General features: G+C 59.7%; 23 protein-coding genes and 1 pseudogene. 15 read left to right on the forward strand and 9 right to left on the reverse strand.

What is annotated here, in order from left to right:
• Positions 1 to 22 precede the first annotated feature (22 nt).
• The 5 genes from ACOZK9_RS08260 (at position 23) to ACOZK9_RS08280 (ending at position 7,686) form a co-directional block, all read left to right on the forward strand.
• Positions 23 to 1,186, forward strand: a complete 1,164-nt coding sequence (locus ACOZK9_RS08260) for an EAL domain-containing protein (RefSeq protein WP_058411766.1) — start codon at positions 23 to 25, stop codon at positions 1,184 to 1,186.
• Between the two features lie 72 nt (positions 1,187 to 1,258).
• Positions 1,259 to 2,590 carry a deoxyguanosinetriphosphate triphosphohydrolase gene (locus ACOZK9_RS08265; protein WP_058411767.1) on the forward strand — a complete coding sequence of 444 codons (1,332 nt, stop codon included), beginning with the start codon at positions 1,259 to 1,261 and terminating at the stop codon, positions 2,588 to 2,590.
• Between the two features lie 173 nt (positions 2,591 to 2,763).
• Positions 2,764 to 3,159, forward strand: coding sequence for a response regulator (locus ACOZK9_RS08270; protein WP_152748465.1), 396 nt, complete (start codon positions 2,764 to 2,766; stop codon positions 3,157 to 3,159).
• Positions 3,160 to 3,415: 256 nt separating this feature from the next.
• Entirely contained in the window at positions 3,416 to 4,042 is a 627-nt protein-coding gene (locus ACOZK9_RS08275) for a response regulator transcription factor (RefSeq protein ID WP_058411769.1), read from the forward strand.
• 8 nt (positions 4,043 to 4,050) lie between these two features.
• A complete protein-coding gene (locus tag ACOZK9_RS08280) occupies positions 4,051 to 7,686 on the forward strand; it encodes a transporter substrate-binding domain-containing protein (RefSeq protein WP_421555611.1) in 3,636 nt (1,211 codons plus the stop codon).
• 25 nt (positions 7,687 to 7,711) lie between these two features.
• On the opposite strand, the gene ACOZK9_RS08285 is transcribed toward ACOZK9_RS08280, so the two are convergent.
• Together ACOZK9_RS08285 and ACOZK9_RS08290 are read right to left on the reverse strand one after the other, a co-directional pair.
• Positions 7,712 to 8,194, reverse strand: a complete 483-nt coding sequence (locus ACOZK9_RS08285) for a GAF domain-containing protein (protein ID WP_152748457.1) — start codon at positions 8,192 to 8,194, stop codon at positions 7,712 to 7,714.
• A complete protein-coding gene (locus ACOZK9_RS08290; protein ID WP_058411772.1) occupies positions 8,191 to 9,081 on the reverse strand; it encodes an ATP-binding protein in 891 nt (296 codons plus the stop codon). The genes ACOZK9_RS08285 and ACOZK9_RS08290 overlap by 4 nt, the downstream gene beginning before the upstream one ends.
• A gap of 162 nt (positions 9,082 to 9,243) precedes the next feature.
• Here ACOZK9_RS08290 and ACOZK9_RS08295 point away from each other — a divergent pair, with 162 nt between their 5' ends.
• Positions 9,244 to 11,553, forward strand: coding sequence for a hybrid sensor histidine kinase/response regulator (locus ACOZK9_RS08295; protein WP_152748474.1), 2,310 nt, complete (start codon positions 9,244 to 9,246; stop codon positions 11,551 to 11,553).
• A 44-nt stretch (positions 11,554 to 11,597) separates the two neighbouring features.
• Here the strand turns inward: ACOZK9_RS08295 and ACOZK9_RS08300 are convergent, their stop codons facing one another.
• Together ACOZK9_RS08300 and msrB are read right to left on the reverse strand one after the other, a co-directional pair.
• Complete coding sequence (locus ACOZK9_RS08300; protein ID WP_122250633.1) at positions 11,598 to 12,083, reverse strand: glutathione peroxidase; 486 nt, start codon at positions 12,081 to 12,083, stop codon at positions 11,598 to 11,600.
• Between the two features lie 126 nt (positions 12,084 to 12,209).
• Positions 12,210 to 12,602 carry a peptide-methionine (R)-S-oxide reductase MsrB gene (gene msrB, locus ACOZK9_RS08305; protein ID WP_058411775.1) on the reverse strand — a complete coding sequence of 131 codons (393 nt, stop codon included), beginning with the start codon at positions 12,600 to 12,602 and terminating at the stop codon, positions 12,210 to 12,212.
• A 202-nt stretch (positions 12,603 to 12,804) separates the two neighbouring features.
• Between msrB and ACOZK9_RS08310 the strand changes: the two genes are divergently transcribed.
• Positions 12,805 to 14,016, forward strand: a complete 1,212-nt coding sequence (locus ACOZK9_RS08310; RefSeq protein WP_058411776.1) for a pyridoxal phosphate-dependent aminotransferase — start codon at positions 12,805 to 12,807, stop codon at positions 14,014 to 14,016.
• Between the two features lie 303 nt (positions 14,017 to 14,319).
• Entirely contained in the window at positions 14,320 to 15,207 is an 888-nt protein-coding gene (htpX, locus tag ACOZK9_RS08315) for a protease HtpX (protein ID WP_058411777.1), read from the forward strand.
• A gap of 285 nt (positions 15,208 to 15,492) precedes the next feature.
• Here htpX and ACOZK9_RS08320 read toward each other — a convergent pair whose 3' ends face one another.
• Positions 15,493 to 16,182, reverse strand: coding sequence for a thiopurine S-methyltransferase (locus ACOZK9_RS08320; RefSeq protein ID WP_152751430.1), 690 nt, complete (start codon positions 16,180 to 16,182; stop codon positions 15,493 to 15,495).
• Positions 16,183 to 16,285: 103 nt separating this feature from the next.
• Between ACOZK9_RS08320 and ACOZK9_RS08325 the strand changes: the two genes are divergently transcribed.
• Complete coding sequence (locus ACOZK9_RS08325) at positions 16,286 to 17,053, forward strand: DODA-type extradiol aromatic ring-opening family dioxygenase (RefSeq protein WP_152751428.1); 768 nt, start codon at positions 16,286 to 16,288, stop codon at positions 17,051 to 17,053.
• 101 nt (positions 17,054 to 17,154) lie between these two features.
• On the opposite strand, the gene ACOZK9_RS08330 is transcribed toward ACOZK9_RS08325, so the two are convergent.
• The gene (locus ACOZK9_RS08330) at positions 17,155 to 18,828 is read right to left on the reverse strand and encodes a DEAD/DEAH box helicase (RefSeq protein ID WP_058415870.1); all 1,674 of its coding nucleotides are present in this window, start codon (positions 18,826 to 18,828) and stop codon (positions 17,155 to 17,157) included.
• A gap of 423 nt (positions 18,829 to 19,251) precedes the next feature.
• Between ACOZK9_RS08330 and ACOZK9_RS08335 the strand changes: the two are divergent.
• Positions 19,252 to 19,539 (forward strand): annotated as a pseudogene (locus ACOZK9_RS08335) (crotonase/enoyl-CoA hydratase family protein); the annotation flags it as partial.
• Positions 19,540 to 19,581: 42 nt separating this feature from the next.
• The gene (locus ACOZK9_RS08340; protein WP_421555612.1) at positions 19,582 to 19,719 is read left to right on the forward strand and encodes a hypothetical protein; all 138 of its coding nucleotides are present in this window, start codon (positions 19,582 to 19,584) and stop codon (positions 19,717 to 19,719) included.
• Positions 19,720 to 20,417: 698 nt separating this feature from the next.
• Here the strand turns inward: ACOZK9_RS08340 and ACOZK9_RS08345 are convergent.
• Complete coding sequence (locus ACOZK9_RS08345; protein ID WP_058414659.1) at positions 20,418 to 21,173, reverse strand: spermidine synthase; 756 nt, start codon at positions 21,171 to 21,173, stop codon at positions 20,418 to 20,420.
• A gap of 124 nt (positions 21,174 to 21,297) precedes the next feature.
• On the opposite strand from ACOZK9_RS08345, the gene ACOZK9_RS08350 reads away from it, so the two are divergent.
• Positions 21,298 to 22,644: a class II 3-deoxy-7-phosphoheptulonate synthase gene (locus ACOZK9_RS08350; RefSeq protein ID WP_058414660.1), complete on the forward strand. Its 1,347-nt coding sequence runs from the start codon at positions 21,298 to 21,300 to the stop codon at positions 22,642 to 22,644.
• A gap of 197 nt (positions 22,645 to 22,841) precedes the next feature.
• On the opposite strand, the gene ACOZK9_RS08355 is transcribed toward ACOZK9_RS08350, so the two are convergent.
• Positions 22,842 to 23,048 carry a DUF1127 domain-containing protein gene (locus tag ACOZK9_RS08355; protein WP_235592453.1) on the reverse strand — a complete coding sequence of 69 codons (207 nt, stop codon included), beginning with the start codon at positions 23,046 to 23,048 and terminating at the stop codon, positions 22,842 to 22,844.
• A gap of 70 nt (positions 23,049 to 23,118) precedes the next feature.
• On the opposite strand from ACOZK9_RS08355, the gene ACOZK9_RS08360 reads away from it, so the two are divergent.
• On the forward strand, positions 23,119 to 24,000 hold the full coding sequence (locus tag ACOZK9_RS08360; protein WP_122250483.1) for a LysR family transcriptional regulator: 882 nt from the start codon (positions 23,119 to 23,121) through the stop codon (positions 23,998 to 24,000).
• Here the strand turns inward: ACOZK9_RS08360 and ACOZK9_RS08365 are convergent.
• Positions 23,990 to 24,739: a sulfite exporter TauE/SafE family protein gene (locus ACOZK9_RS08365; RefSeq protein ID WP_122250482.1), complete on the reverse strand. Its 750-nt coding sequence runs from the start codon at positions 24,737 to 24,739 to the stop codon at positions 23,990 to 23,992. The two genes, ACOZK9_RS08360 and ACOZK9_RS08365, sit on opposite strands and share 11 nt — an antisense overlap.
• Positions 24,740 to 24,846: 107 nt before the next feature.
• Here ACOZK9_RS08365 and ACOZK9_RS08370 point away from each other — a divergent pair, with 107 nt between their 5' ends.
• Together ACOZK9_RS08370 and ACOZK9_RS08375 are read left to right on the forward strand one after the other, a co-directional pair.
• Positions 24,847 to 25,797: a LysR family transcriptional regulator gene (locus ACOZK9_RS08370; protein WP_421555613.1), complete on the forward strand. Its 951-nt coding sequence runs from the start codon at positions 24,847 to 24,849 to the stop codon at positions 25,795 to 25,797.
• A gap of 80 nt (positions 25,798 to 25,877) precedes the next feature.
• Complete coding sequence (locus ACOZK9_RS08375) at positions 25,878 to 26,327, forward strand: MarR family winged helix-turn-helix transcriptional regulator (protein WP_152750364.1); 450 nt, start codon at positions 25,878 to 25,880, stop codon at positions 26,325 to 26,327.
• The last annotated feature ends 217 nt before the right edge of the window (positions 26,328 to 26,544 follow it).

Consider the following 26,544-nt stretch of genomic DNA (forward strand, 5'->3'; position numbering starts at 1 on the left):
GCCAGCTCAATAAGGAGGCCCTGTGATTGACGGGCAACCGCTCGCCTGTTTCCAGCCGTTCATTGACACCGCCACCGGGCGCATAGCCGGCGTAGAAGCCCTCGGCCGCTTGCGCCAGGCAGATGGCCGCTTGCAGTCTGTAGGCCCGCTGTTTGCCGACCCGCGCACGCCGGGCGCGCCCCTGCGCCGCCTCGACCGGCAGATCCGTGACGATGCCTTGAGTCGCCTGCATGAAGCGCCCGACGACTGGTTTCTCAGCCTGAACATCTCGCCTCGCTGGATCAACCGCCTGCGCCCCGGCCAAGCCTTGCCGAGCCTTAAGCAGCTACACGCGCATGGCGTCGACCCGAGGCGCATCGTGTTCGAGATCACCGAGTTGGGCGGTGACATCCAGCGGCTGGCCACGGTGGTGGCGCGCTATCGCGAGGCTGGCGCACGGATCGCCATCGATGATTTTGGCGCTGGTTATTCCCAGCTCGATCGGGTGCTGGCATTGCAGCCGGACATTCTCAAGCTGGACATGCGCCTGTTTCAAGAGGCTGCAAAGGGCGGCCCGAGCAGTGACGTGGTGCGGGCCTTGGCGCAAATGGCGGAAAAAACCGGCTGCTGGATCATCGCCGAGGGCGTGGAAACCGAGACGCAGTTGAGCTTCGCCCTGGAATGCGGCGCGCGGTATGTGCAGGGCTACTTGTTCGCCCAGGCACAGCTTGATTGGTTTGCCACCGATGCCTTCGTGGCGCGCTTTGCCCAATTGCGCACCACGTACGTTCAGCAAAAACTGGCCGAGCGCGGGCGCGTCATGCTGTTACGCCGGCAACTGATCGAATTGATGAATATCCTGCAAACCTGGGCGCAGGGCCACGCGCCGCTCGATCAATTGCCGCAGTTGCCGGATTTCCCCTGGTTACTGCGCTTCTACCAATGCGACCGGCATGGCACCCAACTGACGCCCAATTTCGAATGGCGTCAGGACGCCTGGCAAAGCGACAACCGCTACTTGGGCCACAACTGGTCGTGGCGGCCGTACTTCTATCATCTGCTCGCCGAGGGTTGGGAGGAACGGCGCCTTATCCTCTCTTCGACCTATCGCGATGCCACCACCAATCAGTACTGCCTGACCGCAGGGCAATTCTTCGATAACGGTCAGCGTTTGCTGTTAATCGACATCGACGCGGCCGGCCTGTAGATTTTCGCTTGCTCAGCCAAGGCGGAACCGGGAAGCTGGGCGGTGTCATTCACCGCACGGAGAGTACCCGCCTTGGATTGGCCCACCCTGCTTACCCGCGAACGCCTTGGCAAGCCCCTGCACAGCCCGGAAGAACTTGGCCGTAGCCCCTTTCACAAAGACCACGACCGGATTATTTTCTCCGGCGCTTTCCGCCGCCTGGGCCGCAAGACCCAAGTGCACCCGGTGTCGAGCAACGATCATATCCATACCCGCCTGACCCACTCACTGGAAGTCAGTTGCGTCGGCCGCTCCCTCGGCATGCGTGTCGGCGAAACCCTGCGCAGCGCCCTGCCCGACTGGTGCGACCCGAGCGACTTGGGCATGGTGGTGCAATCGGCCTGCCTGGCCCACGACATCGGTAACCCGCCGTTCGGGCATTCCGGTGAAGACGCCATTCGCCACTGGTTCCAACAGGCCGCAGGCCGCGGTTGGCTGGATGATATGAGCAGTGCCGAGCGCAATGATTTCCTCAATTTCGAAGGCAATGCCCAAGGCTTTCGCGTGCTCACCCAGCTTGAGTACCACCAGTTCGATGGCGGCACGCGCCTGACCTACGCCACCTTGGGCACCTATCTGAAATACCCCTGGACCGCTCGCCACGCCGACGCACTGGGTTACAAGAAACACAAGTTCGGCTGCTACCAGAGCGAGCTGCCTATCCTCGAGCAGATCGCCCACAAACTCGGCCTGCCGCAGCTTGAAGAACAACGTTGGGCGCGTCACCCGCTGGTCTATCTGATGGAGGCGGCAGACGATATTTGCTACGCCTTGATCGACCTTGAAGACGGCCTGGAAATGGACCTGCTCGACTATGCCGAGGTCGAGTCACTGTTGCTCGACCTGGTGGGTGACGACCTGCCCCAGACTTATCGGCAACTGGGCGCGCAGGATTCGCGCCGGCGCAAGTTGGCAATCCTGCGCGGTAAAGCCATCGAGCACCTGACCAACGCGGCAGCCAGAGCATTTGTCGACCAGCAGGACGCCTTGCTCGCCGGCACACTAGCGGGCGACTTGGTTGAACACATGCACGGCCCCGCCAAGCGTTGTGTATTGGATGCCAAGGACATGGCGCGTAAAAAAATCTTCCAGGACAAGCGCAAAACCCTGCACGAAATCGGCGCCTACACCACACTGGAAATCCTTTTGAACGCGTTTTGCGGTGCGGCCCTGGAGCAGCATGGCGGGCGCACGCCATCGTTCAAGAACCGGCGTATCCTGGACCTGCTGGGTAACAGCGCCCCCGACCCGGCTTGGCCGTTGCACGCCTCGTTCCTGCGCATGATCGACTTTATTGCCGGCATGACCGACAGCTACGCCACCGAGATGGCACGGGAGATGACCGGGCGCTCCAGCCCGCAGTAAAGACACTGACCGCGCCGCCTGTTCCCCGAACAGAATTTGCCTACAACGGGAACAGAGCGGCCTGATCGAATTCGCCCCCCCATTCAAGGAATAATCACACACGCTTCTGGCGGACTTGGCGAGCAATTCCTACGTCCCACCCCATCGACGCTTGACTCACCCGTGTGCCTTCTATGCCCAGAACCGCCCTTCGAATCCTATTGGTGGAGGATCACCCCTTTCAGCTCCTGGCCACTCAGTGCCTGCTTAAAACCTTCGGCTTCGAGCAACTGACGCTCGCAGAAGATGCCGAGCAAGCCATCCGTTTGATGTCCGAAGCCACGCGCCCGTTCGACCTCATGCTGTGCGACCAATGTTTGCCTGATTTAGAAGGCCTGGAACTGGTCGAAATTGCCAGTCGACGGCACTTCATCATCAACGCCATTCTACTGAGCGGGCTCCCTGCGGCGGAACTGTCCCACCTGACAGCCCAAGCCCTGCAACGCGACCTGCCGCTTTTGGGTTATTTATTGAAACCCCTGAATAGAGAAGAACTGGCAGCGTTAATGGCGCCATTACTTCATCTATAAATGTAGGACTTTAAACATCGCCCGCCTACGAAAAATTACCTAAGCACCACAGCTAAAGCCGTGGCTCCGTCAATGATTGTATTGATTCATGATTTGCCTACTTTTGACGTAACAAAGACTTTAGCTCTGGTAGGCAACTACCTTTTTTTATGTAGGAATTCTCCTGTTTTATAGCTACTCACCTCATGCCTCATGCTCTTGCCTCAGCTTCTGAGCTAATGTGCCCGCTTTACTTGCACTTGCATGGAATGTGATTATGAACACAGTTTTTATCATTGATGACCACCCCGTTATCAGGCTGGCGATTCGCATGTTATTGGAGCATGAAGGTTATAAAGTCGTCGGTGAAACGGACAATGGCTGCGATGCCATTCAGATGGTGCGTGAATGCCTGCCGGACTTGATTATCCTGGACATCAGTATCCCGAAACTTGACGGCCTCGAAGTGCTCTGCCGATTCAACGCCATGAACACATCGATGAAAACGCTGATCCTCACCGCCCAATGCCCAACGCTGTTCGCCACGCGCTGCATGCGCTCCGGTGCCGATGGCTATGTATGCAAGGAAGGTGACCTGAGCGAGCTGCTGAGTGCCATCCGTGCGGTACTCTCCGGCTATAACTACTTCCCCAGCCAGGCCTTGAATGCGACGGGTGCGGATGGCAAGAGCTCAGTAGAACTTGAACTGTTCAAAACGGTGAACGACCGAGAATTGATGGTTTTGCAACTTTTTGCACAAGGCCGTACCAATAAGGAAATCGCCAAAGGTATGTTCTTAAGTAACAAGACAGTCAGTACTTACAAAAAAAGGCTGATGCAAAAACTTAAAGCCAAATCGTTGGTAGAACTTATCGAGATGGCAAAACGAAACGCGCTAGTGTGAGAAAGCGGATGCCAAGGCGTATAAAGGACTATCTAATTATATTAATCGCCGGTGTGTGCTTCAGCGCCGCCGCGCCCGCAGCCCCGCACGCCGACCCGGAACATTTCAGCTTGTTGAGCCGCGCGGGGGCCGTTCAATTGGAGACTCAACTGGACAAGGCCCAGCGCCACTGGTTGCGCAACAAGCGTGAACTGGTGCTGGGCACCGCGACACCTGACTACCCGCCCTTCGACCTGACCTCAAGCGGCCGCGACTATGAAGGCCTTACCGCAGATTACGCAGGGCTGTTGGCCAGCGCCCTGGGCTTGCCGGTCAAAGTGCTGCGCTACCCGTCGCGGACGGCGGCGATACAGGCCCTGGAGGCGGGCGATATCGACTTATTGGGCTCCTCCAACGGCTTTGAGGCTGCCAACCCGAACCTGATAATGTCGGTGCCGTATGCAGTGGACCAACCGGTTTTAGTGACGCGCGAGGGTGAAACGCGCAGCTTGAACAATGGCTTGGCAGGCCTGCGCTTGAGCCTGGTCTACCATTACCTGCCGCTGAGCGAAGTGAAAAAGCTGTACCCGCAGGCGAGCATCCGCACGTACCCCTCGTATCAAAACGCCTTGAACGCCGTGGCGTTCGACCAGGCGGATGTGTTTCTTGGCGATACCATTTCCACCCATTACATGATCAACAAGGGCTACCTGAAGAACATCCGCATGGCCAACTTCAGCAAACACGAAGCCTATGGCTTCAGCTTTGCGCTGCGCCACGACCAACACGTTCTTTTGAGCATTGTTGACTCGGTACTGGCTGCCGTCCCGCTCAATGCACGCGACAACATCGCCAAGCGCTGGAGCGCCGGCAGCGACATCTTGCTGACCGATAAAAAGCTGCAACTGAGCCCACGCGAAGAGCGCTGGCTGAAAGACCACCCGGTGGTAAAAGTCGTTGTAAACGAGACCTTCGCGCCGGTGACGTTTTTCGATGCCGACGGCAATTTTCGCGGTATCACCGCAGACTTGCTGGAACTGATTCGCCTGCGTACCGGCTTGCGCTTCGAGATCCAGCGCAGTCGCGAAGTGAGTACGATGATCGACCAGGTCACCAGCGGTAAAGCCGATATTATTGGCGCCATCGTCCCAAGCGCTCAAAGGGAGGCTCAGCTGAATTTCAGTCGTCCCTACCTGGAAAACTCCTACGTTCTACTCACGCGCAAGGAGCCCAACGCACCGTCAAACCTGGAGCAAATGGCGGGCAAGCGCCTGGCAATCACCGAGGGCAGCCCTCTGGAAAAAAACCTGCGTCAGGATTTCCCGCTGATTAGCCTGGTGTACGTCAGTGATACCTTCAAGGCATCGGAACTGCTGGCTCAAGGGAGTGTTGAGGGGGCGGTGAATTCACTGGTGGTCGCCAACTACTCGCTGTCCTCGCAAATGTTCCAGGACAAACTGCAGATAAGCACCAGCATCGGCACACTGCCGGCCACGTTCGCACTGGCGACGCCGCGCCGCTCGGTAGAACTGAGCTCAATTCTGGACAAGGCGCTGCTGAGCATTGCCCCGGACGAAATGGGCGTGATCAACAGCCGCTGGCGCGGTTACACCGCCGCCTCCGACAGCTATTGGCGCAATTACCACCAGTTGATCGTGCAAATCGTCATCGGCACCGGGCTTTTGCTGATGATCTCGCTGACCTGGAACGCCTACATGCGCCGCCAGATCAAGCACCGAAAAATGGCCGAGCGCGCCCTTAACGATCAATTCGAGTTCATGCGCGCACTGGTCAATGAAACGCCGCACCCGATTTATGTGCGCGACCGCCAGGGCTTGCTGCAAACCTGTAATGACAGCTACCTGCAAGTATTCGAGGTCAAGCGCGAAGAGGTGGTGGGCAAAAGCGCGCTCCAGATGAACATGGACCTGGATGCGGAGGCGGCGCGCTACCATGCCGACTACCAGCGGGTGGTGGCGGAAGGTACCCCGTTGATCCTTGATCGCACCCTGCATATTCAAGGCAAAAAACTGACGATCTACCATTGGATTCTTCCCTATCGCGACTCGGATGGTGAGGTTCAGGGCATCATCGGTGGCTGGATCGACGTCAGTGAACGGCGCCAATTGCTCGAAGAGCTGCGCACTGCCAAGGAGCTTGCCGATGAGGCGAACCGGGCCAAAAGCACGTTCCTTGCGACGATGAGCCATGAGATCCGTACGCCGATGAACGCGGTGATCGGCATGCTGGAACTGACCCTCAAGCGCGCCGACCAGGGCCATCTAGATCGCCCCGCCATTGAGGTGGCCTACAATTCGGCCAAGGACCTGCTGGAGTTGATCGGCGACATTCTTGATATTGCACGCATCGAGTCCGGCCGCCTGAGCCTGTCACCGGAACGCGTGAATCTGCGCGAAGTGATCGAGTCGGTGGTGCGCGTCTTTGACGGCCTGGCCCGCCAGAAAACCCTCAGCCTGGTGCTCCAGTTCAACCCCGACCTCGACGACACCGCCGTGCTGATCGACCCATTGCGCTTCAAGCAGGTGCTGTCCAACCTGATCAGCAACGCGATTAAATTCACCGAGCGTGGCGAAGTGAAGATCAAGGTGCATGTGCAACCCACCGAACTGCCGCAAGAGCTGCAGATGAAGCTGGTGGTTGAAGACACGGGCATCGGCATCAGCCGGGACGACCAATTGCGGCTGTTCGAACCTTTTGCCCAGGCCGACAACTCCGGGCATTTGGCCAGGAGCGGCGCGGGCCTGGGGCTGGTGATCTGTCGCAGCCTGTGCGAGATGATGGGTGGCCAGCTCAGCCTGAGCAGCGTGCCCTTGGTCGGCACCCAAGTGCATGTCAGCCTGAAGATGACTCGCCTGCAACCGATCGAGGCGGTGGACGAACTCACGTCGCAGGTGCCCGCTGCGGCGGCAGTGCTTAACGTGCTGGTGGTAGATGACCACCCGGCGAACCGCCTGCTGATGTGCCAGCAATTGGGGTATCTGGGGCATCAGTTCACCGCCGCTCAACACGGCGCTGCAGGGTTTCAGGCGTGGCGCCAGGAGCACTTCGACCTGGTCATAGCCGACTGCAACATGCCCGTCATGAATGGCTATGAGTTAAGCCGTTCGATCCGCGAATACGAGCAGCGAGAGCAACGGGCGCCCTGCGTGGTACTCGGTTTCACCGCCAATGCCCAACCCGAGGAGACCCATCGCTGCGCGCAGGCGGGCATGAATGACTGCCTGTTCAAACCCATCAGCCTCACGGCGCTGGAGCAGCAACTGGCGCAGATCAGGCCGCAAGCGGCGAGCCTGCGGTTAGACCTGGACTGCCTGGACGCATTGACCGGCGGCGACCCGTTATTGAGCCGGCGCTTGCTGGAAGAACTACTGAGCAGCAGCCGTCATGACCGCGAGGACCTGATGGCCTTGTTGGCCCGACAGGCCCAGCCCCGCGAGATCATTGAGCAAGCCCACAAGATCAAGGGCGCGGCCCGCATCGTTCAGGCAACTTCACTGGCCGCGCAATGCGAAGCGCTCGAGCAAGCCTGCGCTCACAGCGATGATCGCGCGATAATCGAGGCCTGCATGCATTCTTTGGAAAAGCTCATGCTGGAACTGGAGAGGACGCTGCAACTGCAACTCCACACACTGGATAACCAATAACACCGGCCAGCCCTCTGCGCACTGATCAGCAGTCGGTCAAGCGCAGAAAAATCGCTACCAACTGCTCGATACCCGACTGGTCCTGAAGGCTGAAACGGGCCAGGGACGGGCTGTCCAAATCGAGCACGCCGATCAACACGCCCGCCTTGACCAGCGGCACTACCAGTTCGCTGTTAGAGGCGCTGTCACAGGCGATATGGCCGGGGAACGCGTGAACATCTTCCACCCGTTGGGTTTGCCGGGACGCCGCAGCAGCCCCGCACACGCCGCGACCGAACGGAATACGCACGCAGGCGATCTGGCCCTGGAACGGCCCAAGCACCAGTTCTTCGTTGCGATTGAGGTAGAAGCCGGCCCAGTTCAGGTCATCCAGCTGGTTAAACAAAAACGCCGAGAACTGCGCACTGTTAGCAATAAAGTCACGCTCATCGGCGAGCAGTGATTCCAACTGCGCGCAGAGCATGGCATAGCCATCCAGGCCGGTGCCGGCCTGTTGCAAATCAATCATGGTTGACGCTCCAACAATTTTAAACCTACCCAGTAACGGGCGAACTGATACGCGCAACGGCCGTTGCGGTTGCCACGCCCGGTGGCCCAGCGTACCGCCAGAATGTCGAGGGCTTCATCACGCTGCCACTGCAAACCGGCCTTGCTTGCCAGCTCGCCGATCCAGTGCTCGACCACCTCCAAAAAGTGTTCCTGGCTGAACGGGTAGAACGACAGCCACAGGCCAAAGCGGTCGGACAACGCTATCTTGTCTTCCACGGCCTCACTGGGATGCAGTTCGCCGTCCACGCGTTTCCAGTTATCGTTGTCGCTCTGATTTTCCGGCACCAGGTGACGACGGTTGGATGTGGCATACAGCAACACGTTTTCCGGCGCTTGCTCCAGCGAGCCGTCGAGCACGCTCTTGAGTACGCGGTAATCGCCCTCGCCTGCCTCAAACGACAGGTCGTCGCAGAACAGGATGAAACGCTGCGGCAGCTTGAGCAGTTGCTCGACCACGCGCGGCAAGTCAGCCAGGTGGTCGCGCTCGATTTCAATCAGGCGCAAACCGGCGTTGGCATGCTGGGCCAGCAAAGCGCGCACCATCGACGATTTGCCGGTGCCGCGTGAGCCCCACAGCAACGCATGGTTGGCGGGCAGCCCGTCTAGAAATTGCCGGGTATTACGCGCCAGTTGTTCACGTTGTTTGTCTATGCCGATCAGGTCGGACAAGCGCATGTCGAGGCTGACTTCCAGCGGCAATAAAAAGCCACTGCGGCCTTCGCGCTGCCAACGGGCGGCCAGGCACTGGTGCCAGTCGATGGCCTGGCGCGGTGCCGGTAACAGCGGTTCCAGGCGAGCAAGTACCGCATCGGCCCGCTCCAGAAAGGCGTTCAATCGAGAATCCACGATTATTCCTCTGGCAAGTTCTTGCAAAAGATGGCGTATTGGCAACCCTGTGGCAGACCGTCAGACGCTGCGTAAAAACGATTTATACCGGCCAAGCCAGAGCGTGTAGATGTTCAGCTATGCTTGCCGGGCGAAGGGAAACGTGAAGTGGTTCAACAACCGATGGATATAAAATTCGCCCACCGCTTGTCTTATAAACAAGCGAAATTAGCCGTGCTCGCCGGTTTCGCCTTGGGAACTTTGCTCAGTCTGATCCAAATCGGCATTGATTATGCCAGCGAAGACGCCTCGATCAACCGTGAAATACGTTCACTGATCGAAATCAGCCACAACCCTGCCTCACGTATCGCGTACAACATTGATGCCGAACTTGCCCAAGAGCTGACCCTTGGCCTGCTGCACTCGCCAGCGATCACCCACGCGCAATTGATCGACAACAATGGCGTGGTGCTGGCCGACGTCAATCGGCCGCGCAAGGAAAGCACGTACCGGCCCATCAGCGACTTTCTGTTTGGCGCCAACCGCCAGTTTGAAGACCGGCTGTTTCTCAGCCACATGCCCAACGATTCCCTCGGCATGCTGCGCCTGGACGTCGACACCTACGCCTTCGGCAGCCGTTTTCTGCACCGCGCCGAGATCACCCTGCTCAATGGTTTTGCCCGTAGCCTGCTGCTGACGGGCATCTTGCTGGGCCTGTTTTACGTGATGCTGACGCAACCACTGGTGCGCATTATTCGCGCGCTGAGCACCCGCGAGCAGGCCCGCCTGGATTGCCCGCCGGGGCATGAAAATGACGAAATCGGCGTGCTGGTGAACGTTGCCAACCAGCAATTCGACGCCATGCAGACCGAAATCCAACAACGGCGTCACGCCGAGGACCGCCTCACCGAATACCTGGGCCAACTGGAAAATATCGTCTCTGCGCGCACACTTGAGCTCAAGGCCAGCAACCAGCGCTTGAGCCAATCGAACGACGAACTGGAGGCGGCAAAGTTGACCGCCGTATCGATGGCACAGGCCAGGGCGGCGTTCCTGGCCAATATGAGCCACGAGATCCGCACGCCGCTGAATGGCTTGCTGGGGATGATCGCGTTGTCACTCGACAGCACGCTGAACGCCGAACAACGCCAGCAACTGTCGATTGCCCACGACTCGGGCAAGGTCCTGGTGGAATTGCTCAACGATATTCTCGACCTGTCGAAGTTCGATGCCGGCCAATTGGAGCTGGAGCATATCCCGTTCGATCTGGGCTCCTTGGTCGAAGACACCGCCAACCTGCTGTCACAGAACGCGGCGCCCAGCGTCGAGTTGACCTGCCTGATTGACCCAGTGTTTCCGGCCCAGGTGGTTGGCGACCCGACGCGGGTACGGCAGATCGTCAGCAACCTGCTCTCCAACGCCTTGAAGTTCACCCGCTTCGGCCGCGTCGACGTGCGCCTGCGCGCCCACGAGGGCCGGGTGATAATCGAGGTCTGTGACACGGGTATCGGCATTGCCCTGGAAGCTCAGGTAAAGATATTCCAACCGTTTACGCAGGCGGGCGCGGGTATCACTCGCCAGTTTGGTGGCACGGGGTTAGGGCTCGCGTTAACTCACAACCTGTGTGAAGCGATGAAGGGCCGCTTGAGTATCAGCTCGGAGGTCGGTTTTGGCAGCCAGTTCAGTGCCGACCTGCCGCTGCCCATGCACCTGCCAGCGGCCCGAATGACGCCCCTGGCGGGTGACGTTATCGTCATCACCAGCGGCCGCAATGGCCTGACCGAGCTGCTCACGACGCTGCTGCCCCACTGGGGGCTGACACCGCGCTGCTATTCACAGGACGACGACTTGAGCGGCCAAACGCCCGACCTGCTCATCACCGATTGCCCGGAGTGCTTGTTCCGCCTGCGCCCGGCGATCAACGCGCCGATCCTGCTGGTCACCGCTTATGGCAACTTCATGCCCGGCGAAGAAGTCGCGGCCCTGGCGCCGTTACAGCAACAGGCCCGCCCGTTGAGCCGCAACGCGTTGTACCAGATTCTGCAGCGCAACCTGCGCAGCGACGCACAACTGATCCTTGATGCAGCCCAAAGCGAAGCCGCGCCGCTCGCGCATCAGGCGCGCATCCTGCTGGTGGAGGACAACCCGGTCAATCAACTGGTGGCCAAGGGCATGCTGAGCAAGCTCGGCTGCGAAGTGATCGTCGCCGCACATGGCGGCGAAGCGCTCAAGTTCCTTGAGGAACAGCGTTTTGACATGGTGTTGATGGACTGCAATATGCCGGTGATGGACGGCTACGAGGCCAGCCGGCAGATCCGCCGCAGCGGGCGCTGGCCGGACCTGCCCATCGTCGCGCTAACCGCCAACGCGCTGTCGGAAGAACGCGAGCGTTGCCGGGCAGCGGGCATGGATGACTACCTGGCCAAGCCGTTTCGTCGCGAGGAACTCAAGGGGCTGCTGGACCTGTGGGTGCCGAAGACGACCAGCCATTGATCTGCGCCAGCAACGGGGCCAGGCGCTTGAGCCGCGTGCATCGCTCATTTGAGCAGGGCTTCAATCTCCGTCGTCAGGTCCTGGGGTTTGGTGGTCGGCGCAAAGCGCTTGACCACGTTGCCGTCGCGACCGATCAAGAACTTGGTGAAGTTCCACTTGATGCCTCTGGACCCAAGTAACCCGGGCGCCTGCTTTTTCAACTGCACAAACAGCGGATGGGCAGCGCTGCCATTCACGTCGACCTTCTTGAACAGCGGGAAGCTGACACCAAAATTGAGCTCGCAGAACTCGGAAATTGCGGCTTCATTACCCGGTTCCTGCTTGCCGAACTGGTTGCAGGGAAAACCCAGCACTACTAAACCCTGGTCTTTGTACTGCTGCCAGAGTTGTTCCAGCCCTTTGTATTGCGGGGTGAAACCACATTTGCTGGCGGTATTGACGACCAAAATGGCCTTGCCGGCGAAATCAGCCAAGGTCTTTTGCTCACCCTTGAGGGTGGTGCAGGGAATGCGCAGCAATGTGTCACTCATGGCAGTGCCTCGACGGTTGGGAAAGGACGAAAAAATAGTGCGCAATTTAATTGCGCACAATTTAATTGATGGGGCTTATACCTCGTCATACAGCGCCCCGCGCACCCTGCGCGGAGCACTCACGGCTTAACGCGGCACCAGGTCCAGGCACACCGAGTTGATGCAATACCGCAAGCCGGTTGGCGGCGGGCCATCCGGGAACACATGCCCCAGGTGCGCATCGCATTTCGCGCAGGTCACTTCGGTGCGGATCATGCCGTGGCTGACGTCACGGATCTCGATCATCGCGCTGTCGGCAATCGGCGCATAGAAGCTGGGCCAGCCGCAGCCCGAGTCAAACTTGGTGGCCGAATCGAACAGCGCCTCGTTACAGCAAATGCAGTGGTACACGCCGTCGGTCTTGGTGGCGTTGTACTTGCCGGAAAACGGCCGCTCGGTGCCTTTGAGGCGGCACACATTGTATTGTTCGGGGTCGAGCATCGCTTTCCATTCATCAATGGTTTTCTGCAGCTTTTCCATCGGTACACCTCGGCAACTGAAAAAGCCTGATCTGTGTCTTTTCCATGGATCAGGCGGCACGTATGATTGCGCCTCTTCAAAACGCCAGTCTGGCACCCGCGCTATCGGCATTCAAACGCATTTTTGGGTGCAGGCCTCGCAGGATTCGCAGTACGGTAGTGTCCACGCCGTCTGGATCGTTCATTTTCAGGATCACATCGCCATGCAGGTCAGCAAATCGAACAAGCTCGCCAACGTCTGCTACGACATTCGCGGCCCAGTGCTCAAGCACGCCAAGCGCCTGGAAGAGGAAGGCCATCGCATCCTCAAGCTGAACATTGGCAACCCCGCGCCCTTTGGTTTCGAAGCACCGGACGAAATCCTCCAGGACGTGATCCGCAACCTGCCGACCGCCCAAGGCTACAGCGACTCCAAAGGCCTGTTCAGCGCGCGTAAGGCGGTGATGCAGTACTACCAGCAAAAGCAGGTTGAAGGTGTCGGCATCGAAGACATCTACCTGGGCAATGGGGTGTCCGAGCTGATCGTGATGTCCATGCAGGCCTTGCTCAACAACGGCGACGAAGTACTGGTGCCGGCACCGGACTACCCATTGTGGACCGCCGCCGTGACCCTGGCCGGCGGCCACCCGGTGCACTACCTGTGCGACGAAGGCGCCGACTGGTTCCCGGACCTGGCCGACATCAAGGCCAAGATCACCCCGAACACCAAGGCCCTGGTGATCATCAACCCGAACAACCCCACCGGCGCCGTGTACTCCAAAGAGGTGCTGCTGGGCATGCTTGAACTGGCGCGCCAGCACAACCTGGTGGTGTTCTCCGACGAGATCTACGACAAGATCCTCTACGATGATGCCGTGCATATCTGCACCGGTTCCCTGGCCCCGGACCTGCTGTGCCTGACCTTCAATGGCTTGTCCAAATCCTACCGCGTGGCGGGTTTCCGCTCAGGCTGGATAGCCATCTCCGGGCCCAAGCACAATGCGCAAAGCTACATCGAAGGCATCGATATGCTGGCCAACATGCGCCTGTGCGCCAACGTGCCGAGCCAACACGCGATCCAGACCGCGCTCGGCGGCTACCAGAGCATCAACGACCTGGTACTGCCGCAGGGCCGCCTGCTGGAACAGCGTAACCGCACGTGGGAATTGCTCAACGCAATCCCCGGCGTCAGTTGCGTGAAGCCCATGGGCGCGCTGTATGCGTTCCCGCGGATCGACCCGAAAGTCTGTCCGATCTTCAACGACGAGAAATTCGTGCTCGACCTGCTGCTGTCGGAAAAACTGTTGGTGGTACAGGGAACGGCGTTCAACTGGCCGTGGCCGGATCACTTCCGTGTGGTCACGTTGCCGCGCGTGGATGACCTGGACATGGCTATCGGTCGCATCGGCAACTTCCTCAAGTCCTATCGTCAGTAACGAAAATGGCGCTGTACGACCGAGTTTCGGTCGTACAGCGATTATCTGGCAACACTTCTCTGCCCTGCCCCTCCGTTCACCTATCGCGGCACACTACGGAGCGGCCCGCCCCTTTAGTTACGGGACGCCACGGCAACAATCGGCTGATCACGGCCAGCGTTGCGGATCGGAAAATTCCCTCAAGCCTCTACATTTTTGCTGTAGGACACAGTTTGAAATAGTCGCTCGGTTGAATCACCCCATGCCGCACCTTATATACCCCGCAGTACGCGACATATTAAGCATGAGGAGAACTCTACAACCATGATGCGCATCCTGCTGTTCTTGGCCACTAACCTGGCGGTCGTGCTGATTGCCAGCATCACCCTGAGCCTTTTCGGCTTCAACGGGTTCATGGCGGCCAACGGGGTCGATCTGAACCTTAACCAGTTGCTGGTCTTCTGTGCAGTCTTTGGTTTTGCCGGCTCACTGTTCTCGCTGTTCATCTCCAAGTGGATGGCGAAGATGAGCACCAGCACCCAGGTGATCACCCAGCCTCGCACCCGCCATGAGCAATGGCTGCTGCAGACCGTGGAGCAGTTGTCCCGCGAAGCCGGAATCAAGATGCCCGAGGTCGGGATCTTCCCGGCCTATGAAGCCAACGCCTTTGCCACCGGCTGGAACAAAAACGACGCGCTCGTCGCGGTCAGCCAGGGCATGCTGGAACGCTTCTCGTATGACGAAGTGAAGGCGGTATTGGCTCACGAAATCGGCCACGTGGCCAACGGCGACATGGTCACGTTGGCGCTGGTGCAAGGCGTGGTGAACACCTTCGTGATGTTCTTCGCGCGCATCATCGGCAACTTCGTCGACAAGGTCATCTTCAAAAACGAAGGCGGCCGCGGCATTGCCTACTTCGCAGCGACCATTTTCGCTGAAGTGGTACTCGGCTTCCTGGCCAGCGCAATCACCATGTGGTTCTCGCGCAAACGCGAGTTCCGCGCAGACGAAGCCGGTGCCCGCCTGGCCGGTACCGGCGCGATGATTGCAGCGCTGCAACACTTGCGCTCCGAACAGGGCCTGCCGGTGCACATGCCCGACAGCCTGACGGCGTTTGGCATCAACGGCGGTATCAAGCAGGGCTTTGCGCGTATGTTCATGAGCCACCCACCGCTGGAAGAGCGAATCGACGCGCTGCGCCGTCGGGGCTGATAGCTGGGTAGTCATACTCGAAGGGGCGATCTGATCGCCCCTTTTTTGTGGCATTTTTTTAATTTAACGGGGCGCTTCCAGATCAAGATCAAAAGCAGGCGGCCCAAAAGCCGACCCAATCCCTCAAACCGAACTCGGTCAACTGTGGGAGCGGGCTTGCTCGCGATTGCGGTGTATCAGATAAATATTTTTCAGCTGACACACTGCAATCGCGAGCAAGCCCGCTCCCACAGAAAGCAAAAAAAGCAGATCTGCTGTGTACTCCAAATCCGCTTTTGATCCGCTTTAACCACTCAGGCCGCAGTGCTCTGGATCTTGGGAGCGCCTGGTGAGCCGGTAGACCCGCTCTTCCAGACGGGTCACGCCGTCCTGCACAAACTTCCAGCTTTCGCCCAAAATGTCCTGCTCCTGCGCCACTCGCACAGCCCAGTTCGCCCCCAGCAAGACCCTCACTTCTTCATCACTCACCGCAAAGGGAGGCCCGGCCTTTTGCGTCTGGTCGTAATCGAGCGTGATCAACAGCCCCTCACAGCCCGGCCCCAGCAGCGCATTAAGATGCTCGGCATAGTGCACGCGCATCAACGGCGGCAACGCGATCAACGCCGCACGGTCGTAGAGCGCGGTGCAATCGGCCACCGCATCGGCGCCCAAAGCAAAAAAGTCACCGCACCACACCTCGACCAAACCCGCCTGGTACACCTTGAACACACCCCGCTGGCTGACCCTCGGCACAAGCCCCTGCTCACTGAAAAACGCATCAACCGCCTGCTCCGACAGCTCAACACCCAGTACGCGATGCCCGGCACTGGCCAGCCAGATTAAATCCAGGCTCTTGCCACACAACGGCACCAGCACCTTCGCTCCATCGGCCAGGCCCAGCGTCGGCCAATGCGGCTGCAGATAGGGATTGACCTGTGGCAAATGGAAGCCGATCTGATTACGCGCCCAGCGCTCCCGCCAAAACTCAGAATCCATAAACCCTCCTGAAAAATCGATCACTACACGCTAAAACTTATATTAGATTTAGATCAATGATCTGATTGAAGATGGGCCCATGTTAACGCTCAGGACCCCACCTATGCTCCCCAGCCTGTTTATCTCCCACGGCTCGCCCATGCTTGCCTTGCAACCCGGTGCCAGCGGCCCCGCGCTGCGGCGTCTGGCCGCCGAACTGCCGCAGCCCAAAGCGATTGTGGTGGTGTCGGCGCACTGGGAGAGCCACGAGTTATTGGTCAGCGGCAGCGCCGCCCCGGAAACCTGGCACGATTTCGGCGGTTTCCCCCGTGAACTGTTCGCCGTGCAATACCCGGCGCCAGGCGACCCGCCGTTGGCGATCGAGATTGTGCAGTTGCTCAACGCCGATGGCTTGACTGCGCGCATCGATAATCGCCGCCCGTTCGACCACGGCACTTGGGTGCCGCTGTCGCTGATGTATCCGGCTGCGAATATCCCTGTGGTTCAAGTGTCGTTGCCCAGCCACATGGGCCCTGCCCTGCAGACACGCGTGGGCCAGGCGCTGGCCAGCCTGCGCGAGCAAGGCGTGCTGTTGATCGGCTCCGGCAGCATCACGCATAACCTCGGTGAGCTGGACTGGCAGGCCGGCCCTGAGAGCATCGAGCCGTGGGCACGCGATTTTCGCGATTGGGTGGTGGCCAAACTCACCGCCAACGATGAATCAGCCTTGCACGACTACCGCCGCCAGGCGCCGCATGCCGTACGCAACCATCCGAGCGATGAGCACTTGTTGCCGCTGTATTTTGCACGCGGCGCTGGTGGTGACTTCAGCGTGGCGCACCAAGGGTTCACCCTGGGCGCGCTGGGCATGGACATCTATCGCTTTGGCTGACGCAGGCCAACTCCCACAGTGGAATGGGTTCTGATCAGGCAAAAAAAATCCCCGAACCAGTCGGGGATTTTTTATTGGCGATCAATCAGCCCAAGGGCGGATCAATCTTCGCGGTAGCGACGCAGCTTCAACTGCTTGCCGGCAACGCGAGTGTCTTTCAGCTTGGTCAGCAGTTTTTCCAGACCGTCTTCCGGCAGCTCCACCAGGGAGAAGCTGTCACGCACCTGAATGCGACCAATCGCTTCACGTGCCAGGCCACCCTCGTTGAGGATAGCGCCCAGCAAGTTCTTGGCGGCGATACCATCACGCGCGCCCAGCGCGGTACGGCAACGGGCACGACCTTCAGCCAATGGAACCGGAGCGCGACGCTCACGATCACCACGGTCTGGACGGTCGCCAGTACGCTCTGGACGATCACCGCGTGGTGCGTTGTTCGGCACCAGTGGGCGATCTTTCTCGATGGCTGCCAGGGTCAGGGCCTGACCGTTGGTAGCTTTGCGCAGCAGGGCTGCAGCCAGGGCACGCGGGGTGCAACCGATATCGGCAGTCAGGCGGTCAAGCAATTCGCCGTGGGTCGATTCAGCGTCAGCCACCAGCGGCGACAAGCTGTTGGTCAGTTTCTTGATGCGGGCATCGAGAACAGCCTGAGCATCCGGCAGGCGGACTTCGGCAACTTTTTGACCGGTTACACGCTCGATCACTTGCAGCATGCGGCGCTCACGTGGAGTCACCAGCAGCAGTGCACGACCTTCGCGGCCCGCACGGCCGGTACGGCCGATACGGTGAACGTAGGACTCGGGGTCGTACGGCATGTCAACGTTGAACACGTGAGTGATACGTGGAACGTCGAGGCCACGGGCAGCAACGTCGGTCGCCACAACGATGTCCAGACGGCCATCCTTGAGGGAGTCGATCACGCGCTCACGCTGGTTCTGGGCGATGTCACCGTTCAGCGCAGCGGCTTTGTAGCCTTTGGCTTCCAGGGCACTGGCCAGGTCCAGGGTCGCTTGCTTGGTGCGCACGAACATGATCAGGGCGTCGAAGTCTTCGACTTCCAGCAGGCTCAATACAGCCGAGGTCTTCTGGTCAGCGTGAACCAACAGGTGAGCCTGTTCGATCGCGGTAACGGTCTGAGTCTTGGTCTGGATTTTAACGTGTTGCGGATCGCGCAAGTGGCGTTCGGCAATGGCACGGATCGACTGTGGCAGGGTGGCCGAGAACAGTACGGTCTGACGGGTCGCAGGCAGCGCCTTGAAGATGACTTCCAAGTCATCCATGAAGCCCAACTTGAGCATTTCGTCAGCTTCGTCGAGCACCAGGTGGTTCACGGTCGACAGCACTTTTTCGTCGCGACGCAGGTGGTCGCACAGACGGCCCGGAGTGGCGACAACGATCTGTGCGCCGTTACGGATTGCCTTGAGTTGTGGGCCCATGGGCGCGCCGCCGTAAACGGCCACAACAGTGACGCCCGGCATTTGCTTGGCGTAGGTTTCAAAGGCGGTTGCTACTTGCAGCGCCAACTCACGGGTTGGCGCCAGGATCAGGGCTTGCGGCTCGCGCTTGGCAGGATCGATGCAATGCAGGATAGGCAACGCGAACGCGGCGGTTTTACCGGTACCGGTTTGCGCCTGACCGATCATGTCCTGGCCGGCCATGATGATCGGGATCGATTGCTGCTGAATAGCCGAAGGTTCTTCGTAGCCGGTCGCGATGACGGCAGCAAGAATGTTCGGGTTAAGATTAAAAGCGGCGAAGCCGCCGGTTTCCTGGGTCATGGGTCTGCCTCTAAGTGCATCCGCAAAGACCCATGCTCCAAAGCTGCGCATGCCGTGTTGAGACTCAAGAGTCGCCCTGGCTGCTTTGTCGGCGGGGATTTGCGAAAACGAATGAATGAAAAAGATTCGTCAAGGGAGAGTCCGCTGTGCGGACGTGCAGCCGAAGCTGACTTCGGGGAATTGCGCTACCTAAACGCGGCCCGGTTAAAGGCCGGCGCGCACTATACCGGAAATAGCTGAAAAAGGGAGCTTTTTTTATCCTGAACCGCTGAGATACTGCGCCGCGTCATGGCCTTTGCAGATAACACCTGCAGGGTCTGTTTTTCAAAGGCCCGGCCCCGTTGGTCAGAAAGCTTAAACGTTTCACCTCGACCCTGAGACCCTTTGGTCCGAAAGCTTGCTCCGCGCCCGACGGCATACCCGATGAATCAACCCGGCAGCAGTCGCGTCAGCCTTGAATTACAGGGCCCTGTTCTGCTTTTGGGTCTGGAACGGGTAGCCAAGCGCAATGCCTTTGACCTGGATTTGCTCAGCGCGCCAAGCCTGGCTTATCGCGAATTTGATCGAAACGACGAAGCACGTGTCGTCGTGGTGTAAGCACACAGCGAGCATTTTACCGCAGGGCTGGACTTGGCCAACGTAGGCGCCGTGATGGCCGCAGGCTGGCCACCGCCCTTGGACGGCTGCGATCCGTGGGGTGTATTCGCTGGCCGTAGTGCCTGCCGGGCGCTGCTCGGCATGCAGACGAGGTAGATGTCCACCCGTCAGGCGCGCCTGCAAGGCAAGGCCGTTGCGGCAGCGGGTTTGCAAGCGCTGGTCGAGAAGTTGCTCAACAGCGAAGATGCCAGGCAATGCATGCTGGCAATGATCAGTGTGTTCAAGGGTATCTGAATAGCCTGAATTGGCCGCCGCCTGTGATGACCTCATCGCGAGCAAGCCCGCTCCCACAGTTGAAATGCATTCCCCTGTGAGTGCCGGTTTGGTACCACAAGTTGAAGTGCATCTCCCTGTGAGCACTGGCTGGCCCCCACAGTTGAAATGCATTCCCCTTTGAGTACCGGTTTGGTACCACAAGTTGAAGTGCATCTCCCTGTGAGCACTGGCTGGCCCCCACAGTTGAAATGCATTCCCCTGTGAGTGCCGGTTTGATACCACAGGTTGAAATGCATCTCCCTGTGAACACTGGCTGGCTCCCTGAGTTGAAATACATTCCCCTGTGAGTGCCGGTTTGGTACCACAAGTTGAAATGCATCTCCCTGTGAGCACTGGCTGGCTCCCTGGGTTGAAATGCATTCCTCTGTGAGTGCCGGTTTGGTACCACAGGTTGAAATGCATCTCCCTGTGAGCACTGGCTGGCACCCCTGAGTTGAAATACATCCCCCTGTGAGTGCCGGTTTGGTACCACAGGTTGAAATGCATCTCCCTGTGAGCACTGGCTGGCTCCCTGGGTTGAAATGCATTCCCCTGTGAGGGCCGGTTTGGCACCACAAGTTGAAATGCATCTCCCTGTGAGTACTGGCTGGCTCCCTGAGTTGAAATGCATTCCCCTGTGGGAGCGGGCTTGCTCGCGATGGCGTCGGCACAGGCGCCTAAGTGGCTGGCCGAATCGCCTTGATCAGCGCTTGCAACGAGTACCCCAGGCGCGGGGCCAAGGCTTCAGCGCGCGCGGTGAGTGCCTCAAGGTCCAACGCCTGATCCAGATCCGCAGGCACCAGCAGAATCACATTGCCCTCCTTCACCGGCAGTTCCCAGTAATGCCGGTGATACAACCCTCGCAGCAACGCCGCACCCAGCGGTTTACCATCGTCGGTCGCCCACTGGTTGATCACCAGCCAGCCGCCGGGGTTGAGTTTCTTCTGGCAGTTTTCCAGGAAGGTCCAGGCGAGGTGCCCAACGCCGGGACCGACATCGGTGTACAGGTCGACGAAAATCAAGTCGGCCGATTCGGCGCTGTCGAGCAATTGCAGCGCGTCACCAATTCGAATGTACAGGCGCGGGTCGTCGTCCAGCCCGAGGTACTCGATGGCCAGGCGCGGCACATCCGGGCGCAGTTCAATGGCTTCGACGTCTTCCAGCGGCAAAAACTTGAGGCACGCCTGCGTCAGCGTGCCAGCGCCCAAGCCAAGGAACAGCGCGCTCTCCGGCAGCTCGTGGCACAACGCACCAATCAACATCGCGCGGGTGTAGTCGTACTCCAGCCAGCTCGGGTCGGCGGTAAATACGCAGCTTTGCTCGATGGCGTCGCCAAATTCGAGAAACCGGTAATCGGCCACTTCGAGCACACGGATCATGCCGAAATCATCATGCACTTCGGCCAGCAGGCGCTCGACACGCTCCTCGCTCATCACTACTCCTAAAGGGTTTACCGCACGGCAAAAGCGCGATTGTCAGCCAACCGGCGGCAACAGGTCACGCACTAATTGCTGATAACATTGGCGCCCGATCGACAATCAACCAATCGAGTTCATGATGAGCCAACCCTGGAGCCCCGACAGCTGGCGCGCCCTGCCTATTCAGCAACAACCCCAGTACCCGGACGCGGCGCACTTGCTGCACGTGGAGCAAACCCTGGCCAGCTACCCGCCCCTGGTGTTTGCCGGGGAAGCCCGCGAGTTGCGTCGTCAGTTTGCCGAAGTGACCCACGGCCGCGCGTTCCTGCTGCAGGGCGGCGACTGCGCCGAAAGCTTCGCCGAGTTCTCGGCTGCAAAAATTCGCGACACCTTCAAGGTGCTGCTGCAGATGGCGATCGTGATGACCTTTGCCGCCGGCTGCCCGGTGGTGAAAGTCGGGCGCATGGCCGGTCAGTTCGCCAAGCCGCGCTCCTCCAACGATGAAACCATCGACGGCATCACCCTGCCCGCCTACCGTGGCGACATCGTCAACGGCATCGGCTTCGACGAAAAAAACCGCGTGCCGGACCCGGACCGCCTGTTGCAGTCGTATCACCAGTCCACTGCCACCCTCAATTTGCTGCGCGCATTTGCTCAGGGCGGTTTCGCCGACCTGCACCAAGTGCATCAGTGGAACCTGGACTTTATCGCCAACTCCGCACTGGCCGAGAAGTACAGCCAACTGGCCGACCGCATCGACGAAACCCTGGCCTTCATGCGCGCCTGCGGCATGGACAGCTCACCGCAACTGCGCGAAACCAGCTTCTTCACCGCCCACGAAGCGCTGCTGCTCAACTACGAACAAGCCTTCGTACGCCGCGACAGCCTGACCAACGATTACTACGATTGCTCGGCGCATATGCTCTGGATCGGCGACCGCACTCGTCAGTTGGATGGCGCCCACGTCGAATTCCTGCGCGGGGTGAACAACCCGATTGGCGTAAAAGTCGGCCCAAGCATGAACCCCGATGATTTGATCCGCCTGATCGATATTCTTAACCCGCACAATGACCCCGGCCGCCTCAACCTGATCGCGCGCATGGGCGCCGGCAAGGTCGGCGAACACCTGCCCAAGCTGATTCGCGCCGTGCAGCGCGAAGGCAAGCAAGTGCTGTGGAGCAGTGACCCGATGCATGGCAACACCATCAAGGCCAGCAGCGGCTACAAGACCCGCGACTTTGCGCAGATCCTTGGCGAAGTGAAGGAGTTCTTCCAGGTCCATCAGGCTGAAGGCAGCTATGCTGGCGGGATTCATATCGAGATGACCGGGCAGAACGTCACCGAGTGCATCGGCGGCGCGCGGCCGATCACCGAAGATGGCTTGTCGGACCGTTATCACACGCATTGCGACCCGCGGATGAATGCCGACCAGTCGCTGGAACTGGCGTTTTTGATTGCCGAAACGCTAAAGCAGGTGAAGCGCTAAAACGCTGGATTGAGCGCTGTGGCGAGCCAGCTTGCCTCAACAGGAAGCGCGGCAACTTGTTCAAGGCAGGCCCCTGACGCCGGGAAAAACCTTGGGCCGCCAGCGCCATGCGGCGCGCTTGCTTGATTGAAAAACACAGGTCGGCGGGCATGGTTTTATCCTCAAGGGCGCGCCGACCACCCGACAAGCATCCAGCGTCACTTGCGCAGCGGATCTTGCCAAAAATGCACCTGCCGCGCCTGTTCCACGTCGGCGCGTTTAAGCCCGATGTCCTTGAGCGCGCCATCGCTCAAGCTCGCCAACTGATGACGCTCGTGCAGCAGCGCCCGCCAGCGGGCAATCACCCGAAGGAGCCCAAAAACCGGGCGCTTCGTCATCAATACAAACCCTTTTTGACCTTTCATCTTTTCGCCCTCCAGTGGGGATGACGAAAGTGTGTGCCTGGCACTAAGATCAATCCAACGAATGTTTCTTATGCAACACATCTCAGGAATTGATCAATTGCCCGACTACCCGAGCATCGACACCGACGTGCTGCGCACCTTCGTCGCAATCGCTGATCAAGGCGGCTTTACGCGTGCCGGCGAGGCGGTCAACCGCACGCAATCGGCGGTGAGCATGCAAATGAAGCGCCTGGAAGAGGACGTGTTGCAGCGCAAGCTGTTCGAGCGCGACGGCCGCCAAGTGCGCCTGACGCCCGAAGGCCAGGTGCTGCTGGGTTATGCGCGGCGCATCCTGAAGCTGCACAGCGAGGTCTTTAACACCCTGCGCGAGCCGCACATGGTGGGGCTGGTGCGCATCGGCACGCCGGACGACTACGTGATGCGCTTCCTGCCGGGCATTCTCAAGCCGTTCTCCAAGGCGTACCCGCTGATTCAGATCGAGATGCACTGCGAGTCGTCCACCGTGCTGATGCAGCGCCGCGACCTGGCGCTGACCGTCGTCAGCCGCGAGCCCGGCAATGAAATCGGCGAGTTGTTGCGCACCGAGCGCATGGTGTGGGCGGCGTCGACGGGTTTCTGCGCGGACGAACACGATGCGCTGCCACTGGCGATTTCCGGCACCGACTGCCTGTATACCCAGTGGACGCGCGCCGCGCTGGATGCCGCCGGGCGCGACTATCGCATGGCGTATCACAGCTCCAACGTGGCGGCGATTCAGGCGGTGGTTAACGCGGGCCTCGCGGTGATGGTGTGCATGGAAAGCCTGCTGACCGACGACTTGCGGGTGCTTGGCAGCGACGAAGGTTTTCCGCCGCTGCCCTCAATGAACCTGCACTTGCTGCGCAACCCGGGCATGACCTCGCCGATCACTGAATGCCTGGCGGACTACATCGTTGAAGGCTTCAGACTTTAAAGGTCAGCATCACCGCGCACACGGCCAGAAAGCCGCAGAACAGGCCGCGTAACAGGCGTTCAGGCATCGCATGGGCGACTTTCACGCCCCAACTGATGCTGAGCATGCCGCCGACGGCCAACGGCGCGCCGATCATCCAGTCCACCTCGTGGTGCCAGGCGTAAGTCACCAGCGTTACGCTGGTGCTGGGCAACGCCAAGGCCAGCGACAAGCCTTGCGCGACCACTTGGGTGGTGCCGAACAGGCTGGTCAACACCGGCGTGGCCACCACTGCGCCGCCGACCCCAAACAACCCGCCCATCGAGCCGGAAACCGCGCCGAGCACCCCGAGCCACGGCCAGGAGTACCGCATCTGCGCAGTCGGCGGCGCGTTGCGGGTGAACATGCGCAACAGGTTGTAGGCCGAAAGCACCAGCAAAAAGGCAATAAAGCCTAAACGCATGGCGCCTGCGTCCAGGCCCACCGCCCAGATCGAACCGAGCCAGGCAAAGCTGAAGCCCATGATGCCCAGCGGCAGCGCGTGGCGTAATTCGATGCGGTTGCGTTGATGGTAACGCCACAAAGCCAGCATCACGTTGGGCACCACCATCACCAGCGCCGTGCCCTGCGCAAGCTGCTGATCGAGGCCGAACAACACGCCCAGCACCGGGATCGCAATCAGCCCGCCACCAATGCCAAACAGGCCGCCAACCGTGCCCAAGGCGGCGCCTAATACCAGGTACATCGCTAAATCCAACACCGCTGATTACTCCAAAAGCCCAGGCCATGCATGCTACGCAGTCGGCTCTGGCGCGGAAACGCACAGCAACGCACAATGGCTGTGCCGATCTTGCATAAGCGCCGCCCATGAACCCGAATACCCTGACCGATCAACTGAGCCTGTTCCTGGATGTATTGGAGACCGGCAGTTTTTCCGCCGCCGCCCGCCGCCATCCGCTGACGCCCTCAGCGGTAGCCCGGCGTATCGACAGCCTGGAAAACTCGGTGGGCAGCCGCTTGTTTCAGCGCAGCACCCACGCGGTGGTGCCAACACCGGCAGGCCTGGCGTTTGCCGAGCGCGCGCGACGTATCGTCAGCGAGCTGCAATTGGCCCGCGCGGAGGCCGTTTCGTTGAGCCATGCGCCGGAAGGTTTGATTCGTGTAGACGCACCGGCGGCGTTTGGTCGACGGCACCTGGCGCCGGTGATCGCCGACTTTCTAAACGTGTACCCAGGCCTTGATGTGCACCTGCATTTGATCGACAGCTTTGTCGATATGCAGGGCGCCCACTTGGGCAAGGTCGACCTGGTGTTGCGCGCTGGGCATAGGGTCGACACTCGGCTGATCGCTACGCCCTTGGCGAGTATCGTGCGTATCGCCTGCGCCAGCCCGGCCTACTTGAAAAGCCGGGGCACGCCACGCCATCCACGCGAGCTGAGTGAGCATGACGGCCTCGACTGGGACGGCTTGGCGCCCATGTTCGCCTGGCGCTTCGAGCTCGACGGGCGCCGCGCCACCTATCGCCCGCAGCGCATCCGCATGAGCGCCAATAACGCCGAGGCCTTACTGTCCGGCGCCTTGGCCGGGCTGGGCATCGCGCACCTGCCCACGTGGCTGGCCAGCGAATACCTGGTGCGCGGCGAACTGTTGCCACTGTTTTGCCAAAGTGGCCTGCCCACGCCGGAAACCACCGGCATCTATGCGTTGCGCCTGGAACAACAGGCTAACGCGCGCAGCCGCTTGCTGCTGGAATACCTGAAATCACGTTTCAGCCCGGTTCCGCCCTGGGATCTGGCACTGCAAAGCGGCTTGGTCTGACCGTACGGCCAGAATTATCTGGCGCGTTAAAGGTTTGACCGCTAGATTCCAGCCCAGACACGCTTTTTCGAGGCACCGCCATGAGCAAAAATCCCAACGCTTGCGAATCCCTGATGCTCGACAACCAGCTCTGTTTCGCCCTGCACTCCACCTCGTTGCTGATGACCAAGGTTTACAAGCCGCTGTTGCAAGCCCTCGGCCTGACCTACCCGCAGTACCTGGCCATGATGGTGCTGTGGGAAGAGGATGGCTTGACCGTCGGCGAAATCAGCAGCCGCTTGCTGACCGATCCAGGCTCCCTCACGCCACTGCTCAAGCGCCTGGAGGCCGAAGGGCTGCTTAGCCGCACCCGCAGCCGCGAAGACGAGCGCGTGGTGGTGGTGGAGCTGACCAAGGCTGGGCGTGCCTTGCAGGAAAAAGCGAAGGGCGTTCCACAGTGCATCCTCGGCGCCAGTGGCATGGCGCTTGAGCAGTTGCGCAAATTGCAGGCTGATTTGATTGCATTGCGCGCCAACTTGCAGGCCAACTAAAAAGCCACAGCCCCCACACATCAAAAGTGCCTGTGTGGGAGCGGGCTTGCTCGCGATGGCATCAACCGGGTATTCCTGACGTACCGAGGTGCCTGCATCGCGAGCGGCCCGCTCCCACATTTTCTAAAATTTATCTTGCGCACTAAACATTAGCGCGATACATTCGCCTCACCAACTACTTAGCACACAAACATTTAGCACTACACACTCAAAGGAC

The organism is Pseudomonas kitaguniensis (assembly GCF_049199985.1).
Lineage (GTDB): Bacteria > Pseudomonadota > Gammaproteobacteria > Pseudomonadales > Pseudomonadaceae > Aquipseudomonas > Aquipseudomonas kitaguniensis.